The sequence below is a fragment of the Geobacillus sp. TFV-3 genome (assembly GCF_009901865.1).
Taxonomy (GTDB): domain Bacteria; phylum Bacillota; class Bacilli; order Bacillales; family Anoxybacillaceae; genus Geobacillus; species Geobacillus thermoleovorans_A.
The window spans coordinates 2,371,236-2,383,654 of the sequence record NZ_MPSP01000001.1; the positions used below are offsets into that span (position 1 = coordinate 2,371,236).

The following is a 12,419-nucleotide window of genomic DNA, read 5'->3' on the forward strand; positions in this document are numbered from 1 at the left end:
GGGGAAAAAAGTGAAACAAAATTGGGGAGCGAAATGGAAAACCGTATTGCTCGCTTCCGCCGCCACCTTGTTTGCGTTTTCGCTGATTTGCTATCCAAAACAGTCGCTTGAAGCGTCCATTCGCGGTTTAAATATGTGGTGGGAGGTCGTCTTTCCATCGCTGTTGCCGTTTTTCATCGTCTCCGAGCTGCTCATCAGCTTCGGCGTCGTCAGTTTCCTTGGCGTCTTGCTCGAGCCGCTTATGCGCCCGTTATTTCGCGTCCCGGGCGTCGGCGGATTCGCCTGGGCCATGGGAATGGCGTCCGGCTACCCGTCTGGAGCCAAGCTGACCGCCCGCCTGTACCAGGAAAAACAGCTGACAACGATTGAAGCCGAACGGCTCTCGTCGTTCACCAATTCATCCAACCCACTTTTTATTTTTGGGGCTGTATCAGCGGGATTTTTCAACAACCCGCAACTCGGCCTTGTGCTGGCCGTTTCCCACTATTTAGGAAACATTAGCGTTGGGCTGATCATGCGCTTTCACGGCATCCGAAAAGAACAGAGGCAATCGAAGCGGCAGCCACGCTCATTTTCGCTCCCGTATGCGCTGCACACACTGCACCGCACGCGACTAAAAAACGAACAGCCGCTTGGCAAACTTCTTGGCGACGCCGTGCGCTCTTCTGTCCAAACACTGTTAATGATCGGCGGTTTTATTATTCTCTTTTCGGTTATGAATAAACTTCTGTATATGATGCATTTGACCGAACAGCTCGCCCCATTGCTGCGCCATCTGCTCCGCCTTGCCCAGCTGCCGGAGCAGCTTGACATCCCAGTGTTTTCCGGCTTGTTTGAAATTACACTCGGCAGCCAAATGATCAGTCAGACCGATGAGGCGATGCTGATGGAAAAAGCAGTGGCAACAAGCTTCGTCCTCGCTTTCGGCGGTTTTTCCGTCCAAGCGCAAGTCGCCAGCATTCTCGCCGAAGCGAACATCCGCTTTCAGCCATTTTTCATCGCGCGCTTGCTGCACGGAGTGTTTGCCGCTTCCTTTACATACTTGCTTTGGAAACCGTTGTACATCAAAACAGCCGGCGGGACGCCGACCCACATCCCAGCGTTTCTTCACGCCGCTCTAGACAGCGCTTGGAATGAAGGCTGGCAGTGGCTACAGCAATACGGGCCGCTCCTGACACTATTGTTCCTTTGCCTTTATATATGGCTCGTTATCAAGGCGGAAAGTGAATCGCGCGGGCGCTCATAAGATTCTTGAGCGCCCAGCTTCTTGGCAGCACCCAGCCATCGGGGCGGTTCGCGTCGCCTCGGCCTTGAACCGCCCTTGACGGCAAAGCTGGGCCGGCGCCGACTGCAACGTTCGCTTAAGCGGCTTCCATAAGGAAGCGTCAATCAGCGGCCGTAGACGCAAATTTCCGCTTCAGCGCCTGCTCAACGACCGGGGGCACGAGTTCGGAAATATCGCCGTTGTATTTGGCCACTTCTTTGACGATGCTCGAGCTTAAAAACGCATACTGGCTGTTCGTCATCATAAAAAACGTTTCAATGTTTTCATCAAGAACGCGGTTCATCGACGTAATTTGCATCTCGTATTCGAAATCGGATACAGCGCGCAAGCCGCGCAAAATGGCATTCGCTTTTTTGCTGCGCGCGTAATCAACAAGCAGGCCGTGAAACGCTTCGACATGGACGTTCGGAAGCGTCCGCGTCACCTCACGAAGCAGCTCCATCCGCTCCTCGACAGTAAACAGCGGCTTTTTCGACGAGTTGTTCAATACCGCCACATACACTTGATCAAACACTTTCGCCCCTCGTTTAATAATATCCAAATGCCCATACGTCACAGGGTCAAAGCTCCCGGGGCAAACCGCAATGCTCGCCATCGCTTCCATCCCCTTCCCATCTATAAATCGTCACACCGGTGATACCGTATGTTTCCCGCTTCCATCGTGTCAGGCCGCCGACCTCCTCCGGCAGCTCCGCCTCCGCCGAGTGTTCAGCGACGACGACGCCGTGCGGCTCCAGCAACTGACGCTCGGCGATCGACGACAGCAACGTCGGCCACTGGTTCTCTTTGTACGGCGGATCAAGGAAAATAACCGCAAAGCGGAGGCCGCGCTTCGCTGCCGCCTTCAGCGCTCGCTCGGCGTCGTTGCAGTAAATTTCCGCCCGCTTCTCAAACCCGCAGGCCGCCACGTTTTTTCGGACCGTCTGCACCGCTTTCCTGTCATGATCGACGAAAATGACGCGCTCGATTCCTCGACTGAGCGCCTCGATGCCCAAGCCGCCGCTCCCAGCAAACAAATCAAGACCGTTGCCGCCTGAGAAATATGGCCCGATCATATTAAATATCGCTTCTTTGACTTTATCGGTCGTCGGACGCGTCGACATCCCTGGAACCGCTTGCAGACGCCGTCCTTTGCATATCCCGGAAACGACTCTCATCGCCTTCACCCAATTCACCGTTTCAAGGTGGCCTTGTCATCCATTTGATTCGTTGTTTTCATGGTAATCTTACCATAAAGTTGATGATCGTCAAACTACGGAATTTTTTCGCCATTCATGTATAGAAATCGGCAAACGGTCCATAATGAGTAATGGCAACACGCTTGACGCGTTGTTGCCAGTGACGGAGAAGACTTACGTTTCCCCATAAGTTCTTCCTCCGGTTTCTCCTCTCCCTTTTCTATTCTTTCCGATCCTTGTTCCGCCCTGCGCGGAGGCAAGGAACTGGAAAGGGCCTTGCGGGTTCATTTCCGCAAGGTTTTTTTTGATTGCAATTCGCGAGGATGGCCGGTAAAGTTAAGGGTGGACGATTCTTGCAAGGGGGAACGATTCATGATCCAACGATTTATCGAACTTGGCGAAGGATATTCCGATATATATGAACTGATTGCATTGGCGAAAGCCAACCGCCATCGTTTGTCTGGATTCTTTGTCTTCCATACGGTGAAAAAAGGCCAGGCGGTCGTCTCCTTGGCCGTTGTCCTTCATCCGACGGCCCCCGGTGATTTCCAGCCGCTTTACATTTGCCGCGAAGGCATTCCCGACCCGTCCGTCAAGCCAAACAAACGGTACGAACTGTTTATGGAAACCGCAAAGGAGCTGGGCATGGACGTCATTCACCTTGATGTCAAGCCATCAACGATGTTCGCTGAACTCGACTTATATTACCAGCATTTGATCGGCATTATGCGGATGAACCGCTTCATTCCGCCGCTTCAGTAAACAACGAAACAGCGAGCTTGCCAAGCCGTTTTCGGCCGACAGGCTCGCTGTTTGTTTTCATCCGAGCGGATACGGGGAGTCTTTTTCCTTCTCCCCTTTCGATTCAAACTCCAGCTTTAAAAACGGGCGGTACGACGGCTCGACCCGCTTGACGAATGGAAGCGAGGCGAGCTTTTTCATCACATGATCGGCTTGCTCCATGTCGCAATACAAAACGGCATACTTCAGCCGTTTGGAAATGTAATGAATGTTGCCGAACTTGCGCAGCTGTTTCCCATATTTCAGCGAATGAAGCCAAACGATAATCCCTTGCCGTTTTGGAAACATAGTCCCTTCCCCTTTTTTTATGTGCGGCAGCCGCAGCTTCCGCCCGCCCCGCAGCCGCCGGAACAGCCCGCCGACAAAAAGTACGGATTTCCGGTCGGCACTTTGACGTGTTCCGATACCGCTTTGCCAATCAGCACGCTGATCTCATCAAGCAGCTCTTGCATCGCCTTCTCCGCCTCCTTAAAGGCGGCGACCGTCTCATGCAAATCGAGCTCCCGCTTCGCTTCGCGCACTTCTTTCATCACGCCGCGGTAATCAGGATGGTATTTGCCGAAGCGTTGCACTTCTTCGTAGCGCTCCTTCAGCTTGACAAAGCGAGCGATCAGCTGCTGGGCGCGGCGGTCTTGCCTCAGCCGCCAAAACGCGCGGCGATATTCGTCCGCCACGTCCGACTCGACAATCATTTTGGCCAACGCTTCTGCTTTATCTAAAATCTCGATGCGCTCGAGAGTCGCAATCTTCACCAAATGGCACCTCCATTAACCATCATACCATGAACGAAAAGAAAATGAAAAGGAAAGAGATAGGAAAGAAGCAAACAAAAAAGGCGATCCAGACTGTGCCGAATCGCCTCTGTTCGCCTTTTAAACGATCGTCGTCATCTTGATCGGATGGCGACGTCAAATTTGTGCGTCATGCCGGTTGCTTTCCCATCATTGTAGACGAGCTCAAGACGGATGGTATGCTTCCCGCTCGGCAAACCGCGCACGATAAAGGCGGCCGTATACACTTCCGTCATTTTTTGCCCGTTGACATAGACATTAATATGTCCGCCGCCGCTCCCTTTGCGGAACGGAAAGTGGACGGCAACACATTCAATGAATACGTCGCTTCCTTTCACTTCATGTTTCACCTGAAGCGGACCGCCCACTGCTTCGGCGTGAGCAAAAGACGGCGGCGCCGGCTCAAAGAAGGCATACGCCGCAAGCAATATGACAGCCGCAAACCATGCGAACCACTTTGACAAAGACATCACTCCCTTTCGAAACTAGTCTTTGCCATTGGCCGCCCGATTAGTCGCGCATGGCTTTAAACATTTGCCACATAAGCGACGCCATTTGCAACGATTGGGAGATTTTTTCCACTTTGTCAGGAATCGTCAGCTCATAGTGGCGCAAAGCGGCCAATTGGAACGTCGACAGTTCATGCGGACGGCGGGCAAGGAGCCGGTACCAGCGCGGCTGTTCGCGCAAAAACGCTCGCAACATCGGTGTTCCTTGCACATATTGCCATACATCTTTCCTCATCGACACCACCCTTTAATCTTTGCGGAACGAAAACGGATGCGCTTCTTTGTTTCTTTGTTCTTGACCGGCCCCTTGAAATTCGGAAAGAATGTTTTGGATCGCCGCGATCGCCTGCTGAACGTTCGCCAAATGCTTTTGCACATCAGCTGCATCGATCTGTCCAAGCATAGCCGCGAGCTTATCGAGCCATTTGTTCGTTCCTTTTTCCTCCTCTTTTGCTGCACTGTTTGTTTCCCGATACGGCTCCCATATGTCATCGTCTTCTCCGAACAAATACCAATCCTCATACACTTGCTTCCATGTCTTTTTGCCGCTGCGCACCTCTTGAATGATTTTTGGATGTTTTTTGACAAACTGTTTGAACTGTTCAACGGAAGGATGCAGAGGCTTGGCCATAGTGGTTCTCATTCCTTTCACCCATTCATGCCTATCTGCCATATCATATCGCACCCAGCATACAGAGGTGCGCCCAATTTTTAGAGCGGCGTAAAGAAATTTTGTGTATAATAGTCAGCGTAGACGCCGACGCCCAAGCGGGTGAACTGCTCGTTCAACATAATTTCTCGATGGTTTTGGCTGTTCAGCCATCCGATGGTCGCCTCGACGCCATCGACTTGATGAGCGGCGATATTTTCCCCGGCAAGCTGGAACGGGATGTGAAGCGCGCTAAGCCGCTTGGATAAATCCCCATATTGCGGCGACTCGTGAGAGAAAAACCGGTGATCATGCATGTCGCGGCTATGTTGGGCGGCAGCAGCAGCGGCCTTGTCATCCCACATGAGAGGGGAAAGCCCGTGACGGCGGCGGATCAAATTCGTCCAGTCAAAAATTTGCTTCGCGTTGGCCGCATCAACAGCCTGTTGCTCTTCTTCCGACAACGGCGCGGCCGCCGGCAGGCTGCCGCGGTAAACGAGCTCGTACGGCCGCAACTTGACGAACGTTTCGGCATCCATCAAGCGGATCGCCGCCACCTCGCCGGTAAGGCGGTCAACATAAAGCTGAGCATAGACGCTGCCAACTTTGACAACCGGCCTTGATGAGTAATCTTGTTCAGACAGCTCAAACCGGTATGTCCCGCTGCCTAGCCTAATCTCAATATTCGATAGCACCGGCATCGTTTGAAAAATCGTCTGCAACCGCTGGCCGACCGCAAACGGTTCAACGTTCACCTTCTCTCCACCGACAAGAGCGGTGACGACGCGGCTGCTCAAGATGCCAATCTGCACGTACGACTCGGGTCGACGGCTGTACACCCACCAGTCATATCCGTAAGCTGACGGGTCGATTCGGTCTGGAGCGCCAAGCAGTTTTTTCGCCTCTTGCGCCGATTGTCCAATCAATGCAACGATGCCGGCCGTCGCCTTCGGCTCTTTCAACATGTATCTATTCGTCTCTAGCTGCTCCGAGGGGCTCGGGGGCGGCGGACTCGGCGCAAAATAATACAATCCAATCAAGAAAAACAAAAAAAGGAAAAACCATTTCACACGGCAACTCCCGCTTTCTGCACAATCTCCTTATTGCCATTATAGCCGTTTTTTAGAGGCAAAAAAAAGAGGACGCCCAAAAAGAGCGCTCCTCCTCGAAAGAAGCCATGTCCGTTGCGTTTGTCAATGGATGGCGTCTTGTTCGGAAATCTCGCTTAACGCACGACCGGCGCGTTCATCAGAATAGCGGTTCGTCGCCAAATCGCCGAGCGAGATGATGCCGACCAAACGCCCATTCTCTATGACCGGGAGGCGGCGAATTTGATGGCGCGCCATCATATCTGCTGCCTTTTGCACCGAATCGTCCGGGGAAAGCGTGATGAGATCGCGGCTCATCACTTCCGTCACTACAGTCGAACCGGGACGTTTTTCAGCTATGCCGCGCACGACCATATCGCGGTCGGTAATCATTCCGACAAGGCGGCCGTCATCGACAATCGGAATCGCCCTGACGTTGAAATCGCGCATTTTTACCGCCACTTCGTAAAGATTGTCAAGGGGGGTGCAATATTGCACATCCGTTGACATGACGTCCCGTATCATTTGCATCCTTTGTCTCTCCTTTCTACCCGTATTATGCGCCGAATCACACAAAAAAATGCGAGCGAAACGGAAACAATGGCAAACAATTCATTGAAAAGAAAACCGTTTTCGTACTATTATAAATGAAGGGATGATTTCCTGTTTGGCCCTTTTACATACTGTGTTGTTAGGAGGAAGAAAGATGAAGTTTGAAAATACCGGACTGGAAAATCAGACGGTCGAACTATCCCGCCTTGATGACATTATGGAGCGCCTCGGCTTTGTCCGTGCGGCGCAATGGGATTATGAACGGGTCACATACGACCGGAAATACGTCGTGAAAGAAGGCACCTACTATTTGCGCGTTCAAGGATACGCCATTGAGGGGGACGTCGACTCGCGCTATGCACTCATTAAGCTGCTCACGCCGATTTTAGGGAAACATTACTATCCACACGGCGTCGAATACGGCGATGATGAACATTTTCCGTCCTCCCTTGTCAGCCAATGCCAAAACGTGTTGGCGCAGGTCAAAAGCGAGCTTGAAAAAATCAAAGAATAATAAGAAAAGCGCAAAGCGCCCCAATTTCGCCGTTGCCCGCAGGATGCGGGCAACGGCGAAATGTCGCCATCCTTGGCTCTGCGAAGAGCACACAAGCCCCACCGAGGAGGCTCAGCCCAAGCTTTGCTTGGGCTTGCGTAGGATATTTCTAAAGAAGCGAACTCAGTGTGTCGCCCCCGTGTGGGGCGGAGCGCATCACACCGATGGCGCTTGGAGCTGGACAGCTCCCTAGACCCGAAACGTATTTCTTAATCTTTTCTTTTCAAAAAAAACGCATGAGAGCGCGGTTCTCATGCGTTTTTTTCCGGCATGACAAGCCGTTTGACAACAATGTCGACCGCCTCGGCGACATATGGCGTCATCGCGGCGATCTCCTCGGCAATATGCTGTTGCAGATGGCGGCAAACTTCCATCACCGGCGCCCCATATCGAATGGACATCTTGACCGTGACGCGGCACCGCTCGCCTTGAGCAACGGTGATGAACACCTCACAATCGTCAAGGGCGACGTCCGTCTGGCCGCGCACACACATCATGACAATGGTCAATAGCGTCGCCTCTACGGCGCTCCGTTTCCGAGAGCGAAACGTGTTCACCGCCTTCTCCTCCCGCTGCACAAAATCACGTCTATACAGGCGTGTTGTATTCTATGCTATGCAACCGTCGCTGCCCTTGCTCCTTGACGGGCGGTTAAAAACCGAGCACCGCCTTGATGAGCGACGTCGTTTGGCCCCCTGGATAGAGGACATAAAGCAACCAGTAGACGACCACCCCAGTTGAGGCGCTGCCAAACCAAATGATGCTGGTGATCGGCCCGAGCCGACGATGGCGGGCCCGTTGGTCTTTCAATCCCGTCCAAATCGTGACAAGACCAAATACGGCGCCAACTGTCGCTAGCGCAATATGGAAAATAAGAAACAGCGTATAATACACTTTGACGCTCTCCGGCCCGCCAAAACTCGTATTGCCGATAAACAACGTCCGCGATATGTAAATGGTGAAAAACAGCAAAGCAAACACTGCTGCCGTCAGCATCACCTTTTTATGCGCTTCGATCCGCCTGCGGCTGATCAAATACCACCCATAAGCAACAAGCAAAGCGCTGATCACGATGCAGCTCGTGCTGATTGTCGGTAAAACGGCCATCGCTTCTCTCCCTTTCTTCTTTGTTCATCGTTTGGCGGCCAACCGCGCTTTACAGTTTGGTCGGCCGCGGCTCCATATCCATGCTTGGCTCTTTCTCCCGCTCCTTCCGATACCATTCGACGAAGATGAAGAACAGCATCGTCCCGTACACGATTTCCTGAATGATTTTCATCAACACGCCGCCGAGCTGCTGGTCATGGAGCGGCGACATCGACAAAAACATTTGCGGCCCGGTCAAATCAAGCGAAGCCAGCGTCCCTTGAGGAACGCATAGCGCCAGCGCGGCCATCCATGCTTTCGGGTCCGTATACGTCGCATAAAGCGGCGTATCGGTAAAAATGATGAGCGCGCAAGCCGGGGTCAACAGCATGCCGTCAGCGAAAATGTAGCCCATTTTTTTTAAGCCGGACAACGTTTGCCAATCGGGCAGCTTGTTGACAAGCGGCCACCACATGCAAAACGCGGCAACAAAAATGACCGAGGTAACGAACGCGTGCAGCCACATATTCATTTTCACGGCGTCAAAAATGAATGGAACGTGATAAAGCGAAAACAAACCGTTAAACAGCAACAATGCTACGATCGGCTTTGTCAACAGCCGAAACACGCGGCGCACCGCTGTGATGCGGAACGCGCGCTCATAAAGCGGCACTGGAAGGCCTAAAATAAAACATTGCGGCACGATCAAATACAGCACCGCCATTTGCACCATATGGGCGGTGAACGTCAAATGACCCATCAAATCCAACGGAGACCCTTTGCATATATAAAGAAGCACGATCCCTGTCAAAAAATACGCCTTCTGCGTCCCCGAAACCGCATCACCGAGGCCGAAACGCTGCCGCCATCGCCCGGTCATCCCCATGTACAGCAACGCAACCGCCGCTAACACAAGCAAAAAAAACGGACTCCAAAGGGCAACGGGGCCAAACATTTGCAGCGATTGAAACATACGAATCCCCTCCTGATTTGTCCCTTTCCCATTATACTACACGCCGCAGCGCCACGGCTATTGCAAAAAAAGGGGAAACCGGCGCAAAACCGATTCCCCCTTTCACTTACCACCAAATGACTGTCGTAAACGCCCAAACAAGAAGAAGCATGACCGCCACGCCACCGTAAATAAACATCGCCGGAAATTCGTGGCCTTTATGGCTCATGTGCATGAAATAATAGAGCTGAAACGCCACTTGCACGGCGGCCAAAAGCAAAATAAACGGAACGACAAACCAATGGGAAAACTCTTCGTAACCAACGGCGGCGAAAGCGATGAGCGTCAACAAAATCATCAAGACGAATGCAATCATTTGATGGCGCATCTCTTCCGCGTTTTTCCGCCGGCGATACGCCAAATCGACGCGTTCATTTCCCGAGTTCGTTTGATTCGCCATACGTTCACCCCACCATTCCCATCAAGTATACAACGGTAAAAATGAACACCCAGACGACGTCGATAAAGTGCCAGTACAGGCTCGCAACGTAAAATTTCGGGGCGTTGTACAAGTTCAACCCGCGTTTGGCGTTGCGGATCATGAGCGTTAAAATCCAAAGCAATCCAAACGCGACGTGGCTTCCGTGCGTGCCAACGAGCGTGTAGAACGCTGAAGCGAAAGCGCTCGTCGTAAACTTATGGCCTTCATGCACATATTCGTTAAACTCGTAAATTTCAAGGCCTAAAAAGCCGGCGCCAAGCAAAACGGTAATGCCAAACCAAAGCTGCATCTTTTTAAAATCAAAGTTTTTCATATGATAAATGGCATACACGCTCGTCAAGCTGCTCGTCAACAGAAGCATCGTCGCCATGAACACAACCGGCATTTGGAACAGCTCTTCAGCAGAAGGGCCGCCATTCGTTTTGTCTTTGAGCGCCAAATAGGTGGCGAAGAGAGAGGCGAACAGCACCGTCTCTCCGCCTAAAAACAGCCAGAAGCCGAGAAATTTATTTTTCCCTTCAAGGGTGGCGCGTTCCGGCGCGGCCGGAAACGTCTCGGCCGTCAGTTTTTCCTCTGCATGCATCAGGCGTTCGCCCCCTTCTTCTCAAGTTCAAGCACTTCTTCTTTATGGATGTGGAAGCCGTGATCATCGATCACCGAGCGCAAGAACATCGAACCGAGCGTAATGAGCAGGCCAAGAATGCCGACCGGCAAGCCCCATCCGGCGTCGTTATGATACGTAAAGCCAAAGGCGGCGACAAACAGGCCGAACGCGATGACAAACGGCAAAAACGATGAATTCGGCATATGGATGTCGCCAAGCGGTTCGGCTGGCGTCAATTCTTTTTTGCCTTCCATTTTTTCGAGCCAGAAGGCGTCCAAACCACGGACAAGCGGTGTTTGCGCAAAGTTGTACACCGGCGGCGGCGAAGCGATCGCCCATTCGAGCGTGCGGCCGTCGCCCCACGCATCGCCCGGCACTTTTTCCCCTTTTACCGTCGTAATCACAATGTTAATGAGCAAAATGACCGTTGCGATGGCCATAAAGAACGCACCAACCGTGCTGACGAAGTTCCCTGTCTCCCATCCTTGGTTCGGCAAGTATGTGAATACGCGGCGCGGCATCCCCGTCAAACCAAGGAAGTGCTGAATAAAGAACGTCAAATGGAAGCCGATAAAGAACAACCAGAATGTCATTTTGCCGAGCGTTTCATTCAACATGCGGCCAAACATTTTCGGCCACCAATAATGCGTGCCAGCAAGCAAAGCGAACACAACCCCGCCGACAATGACGTAATGGAAGTGCGCGACGACGAAATAGCTGTCATGGTATTGGTAGTCTGCCGCCGCCGACGCCAACATAACCCCGGTCACCCCCCCCATGACGAACGACGGGATGAAGGCGACCGCATAGTGCATCGGCGTCGTAAACTTGATGCTTCCGCCCCACATCGTAAACAGCCAGTTGAAAATTTTGACTCCTGTCGGAACGGCGATCGTCATCGTCGCGACGGCAAAGATGGCGTTCGCAATCGGCCCCATTCCGACCGTAAACATATGGTGCGCCCACACCATGAACCCTAAGAAGGCGATGAGCACGGTCGCAAACACCATTGACGAATAGCCGAACAGCCGCTTGCGCGAGAACGTCGCAAAAATTTCCGAGAAAATGCCGAACGCCGGCAAAACAAGAATGTAGACTTCCGGATGGCCGAACACCCAGAACAAGTGTTCCCAAATGATCGTATTGCCGCCGGCAGCCGGATTAAAGAAGTTCCCACCGAACAGCCGATCCATCATCATGAAAATCAACCCAACGGTCAACGGCGGAAACGCAAACAAGATAAGCGCCGAGGTCACAAACGTCGCCCAGGTGAACATCGGCATGCGCATAAACGTCATGCCCGGGGCGCGCATATTGATGATCGTCACCAGAAAGTTAATGGCACCCATGATCGTTCCGAAGCCGGAAATTTGCAATCCGAGCGTGTAAAAGTCAATGCCGTGATGCGCTTTCGAGTCAAGCGACAGCGACGCGTACGACGTCCATCCGGCATCCGGCGCACCGCCTAAAAACCACGAACAGTTCAAAAACAAACCGCCGAAGAAAAACATCCAGAATCCAAGGGCGTTCAAAAACGGGAACGCGACGTCGCGCGCGCCGATCTGAAGCGGCACGACGGCGTTCATAAAGGCGAAAATAAGCGGCATGGCAGCCAAGAAAATCATCGTCGTTCCATGCATCGTCAACACTTCGTTATACAAGCCGCCGACAAGGAAATCGTTGTTCGGCTTGGCGAGCTGAATGCGGATGAACAACGCTTCAAGACCGCCGAGCAGGAAGAAAAACCCGCCAGCAATCAAGTACAGATGGGCGATTTTTTTATGGTCGACCGTTGTCAAGTAATCCCATAAAACGGCGCCGACACCCTTTTTGCGCGCGATCGTACTCACGGTGAAACCTCCTTCTCAT

General features: G+C 52.5%; 18 protein-coding genes. 3 read left to right on the plus strand and 15 right to left on the minus strand.

The genetic code is table 11. The features are described from left to right. The first annotated feature begins 10 nt into the window (after window positions 1-10). Complete coding sequence (gene ylbJ / locus BJQ97_RS11915) at window positions 11-1,246, plus strand: sporulation integral membrane protein YlbJ (RefSeq protein WP_160156739.1); 1,236 nt, start codon at window positions 11-13, stop codon at window positions 1,244-1,246. Window positions 1,247-1,385: 139 nt separating this feature from the next. Here the strand turns inward: ylbJ and coaD are convergent, their stop codons facing one another. Further along, on the minus strand, window positions 1,386-1,880 hold the full coding sequence (gene coaD, locus BJQ97_RS11920; protein WP_160156740.1) for a pantetheine-phosphate adenylyltransferase: 495 nt from the start codon (window positions 1,878-1,880) through the stop codon (window positions 1,386-1,388). Then, on the minus strand, window positions 1,846-2,442 hold the full coding sequence (gene rsmD / locus BJQ97_RS11925; protein ID WP_160156741.1) for a 16S rRNA (guanine(966)-N(2))-methyltransferase RsmD: 597 nt from the start codon (window positions 2,440-2,442) through the stop codon (window positions 1,846-1,848). The genes coaD and rsmD overlap by 35 nt, the downstream gene beginning before the upstream one ends. A 393-nt stretch (window positions 2,443-2,835) precedes the next feature. Here rsmD and BJQ97_RS11930 point away from each other — a divergent pair, with 393 nt between their 5' ends. Beyond that, window positions 2,836-3,225, plus strand: a complete 390-nt coding sequence (locus tag BJQ97_RS11930; protein WP_160156742.1) for a DUF7147 family protein — start codon at window positions 2,836-2,838, stop codon at window positions 3,223-3,225. 57 nt (window positions 3,226-3,282) lie between these two features. Here the strand turns inward: BJQ97_RS11930 and BJQ97_RS11935 are convergent, their stop codons facing one another. The 7 genes from BJQ97_RS11935 to BJQ97_RS11965 form a co-directional block, all read right to left on the minus strand. Beyond that, a complete protein-coding gene (locus tag BJQ97_RS11935) occupies window positions 3,283-3,552 on the minus strand; it encodes a YlbG family protein (RefSeq protein WP_160156743.1) in 270 nt (89 codons plus the stop codon). Between the two features lie 17 nt (window positions 3,553-3,569). After that, window positions 3,570-4,016 (minus strand): YlbF/YmcA family competence regulator, encoded by a 447-nt coding sequence (locus BJQ97_RS11940; RefSeq protein WP_160156744.1) that lies wholly within the window; start codon window positions 4,014-4,016, stop codon window positions 3,570-3,572. A gap of 134 nt (window positions 4,017-4,150) precedes the next feature. Further along, window positions 4,151-4,525 carry a hypothetical protein gene (locus BJQ97_RS11945; protein WP_160156745.1) on the minus strand — a complete coding sequence of 125 codons (375 nt, stop codon included), beginning with the start codon at window positions 4,523-4,525 and terminating at the stop codon, window positions 4,151-4,153. Window positions 4,526-4,565: 40 nt separating this feature from the next. Further along, window positions 4,566-4,799: a YlbE-like family protein gene (locus BJQ97_RS11950; RefSeq protein WP_013145870.1), complete on the minus strand. Its 234-nt coding sequence runs from the start codon at window positions 4,797-4,799 to the stop codon at window positions 4,566-4,568. Between the two features lie 12 nt (window positions 4,800-4,811). Beyond that, complete coding sequence (locus tag BJQ97_RS11955; RefSeq protein WP_160156746.1) at window positions 4,812-5,195, minus strand: YlbD family protein; 384 nt, start codon at window positions 5,193-5,195, stop codon at window positions 4,812-4,814. A gap of 80 nt (window positions 5,196-5,275) precedes the next feature. Continuing rightward, the gene (locus tag BJQ97_RS11960) at window positions 5,276-6,283 is read right to left on the minus strand and encodes a CAP domain-containing protein (protein ID WP_160156747.1); all 1,008 of its coding nucleotides are present in this window, start codon (window positions 6,281-6,283) and stop codon (window positions 5,276-5,278) included. A 123-nt stretch (window positions 6,284-6,406) separates the two neighbouring features. Then, entirely contained in the window at window positions 6,407-6,832 is a 426-nt protein-coding gene (locus BJQ97_RS11965) for a CBS domain-containing protein (protein WP_160156748.1), read from the minus strand. Window positions 6,833-7,007: 175 nt separating this feature from the next. On the opposite strand from BJQ97_RS11965, the gene BJQ97_RS11970 reads away from it, so the two are divergent. Further along, a complete protein-coding gene (locus BJQ97_RS11970) occupies window positions 7,008-7,367 on the plus strand; it encodes a YugN family protein (protein WP_013523323.1) in 360 nt (119 codons plus the stop codon). 290 nt (window positions 7,368-7,657) lie between these two features. Here BJQ97_RS11970 and BJQ97_RS11975 read toward each other — a convergent pair whose 3' ends face one another. From BJQ97_RS11975 to ctaD, 6 genes are all read right to left on the minus strand, one after another. Further along, entirely contained in the window at window positions 7,658-7,963 is a 306-nt protein-coding gene (locus BJQ97_RS11975; protein WP_160156749.1) for an Asp23/Gls24 family envelope stress response protein, read from the minus strand. A 94-nt stretch (window positions 7,964-8,057) separates the two neighbouring features. Beyond that, the gene (locus tag BJQ97_RS11980) at window positions 8,058-8,513 is read right to left on the minus strand and encodes a DUF420 domain-containing protein (RefSeq protein ID WP_160156750.1); all 456 of its coding nucleotides are present in this window, start codon (window positions 8,511-8,513) and stop codon (window positions 8,058-8,060) included. 49 nt (window positions 8,514-8,562) lie between these two features. Next, window positions 8,563-9,465 (minus strand): cytochrome c oxidase assembly factor CtaG, encoded by a 903-nt coding sequence (gene ctaG / locus BJQ97_RS11985; protein WP_160156751.1) that lies wholly within the window; start codon window positions 9,463-9,465, stop codon window positions 8,563-8,565. Between the two features lie 106 nt (window positions 9,466-9,571). After that, complete coding sequence (gene ctaF, locus BJQ97_RS11990) at window positions 9,572-9,904, minus strand: cytochrome c oxidase subunit IVB (protein WP_013145877.1); 333 nt, start codon at window positions 9,902-9,904, stop codon at window positions 9,572-9,574. A gap of 4 nt (window positions 9,905-9,908) precedes the next feature. Next, window positions 9,909-10,529 (minus strand): cytochrome c oxidase subunit III, encoded by a 621-nt coding sequence (ctaE, locus tag BJQ97_RS11995; RefSeq protein ID WP_011230584.1) that lies wholly within the window; start codon window positions 10,527-10,529, stop codon window positions 9,909-9,911. Next, a complete protein-coding gene (ctaD, locus tag BJQ97_RS12000) occupies window positions 10,529-12,400 on the minus strand; it encodes a cytochrome c oxidase subunit I (RefSeq protein ID WP_160156752.1) in 1,872 nt (623 codons plus the stop codon). Before ctaD ends, ctaE begins: the two co-directional genes overlap by 1 nt. Between the last annotated feature and the right edge of the window lie 19 nt (window positions 12,401-12,419).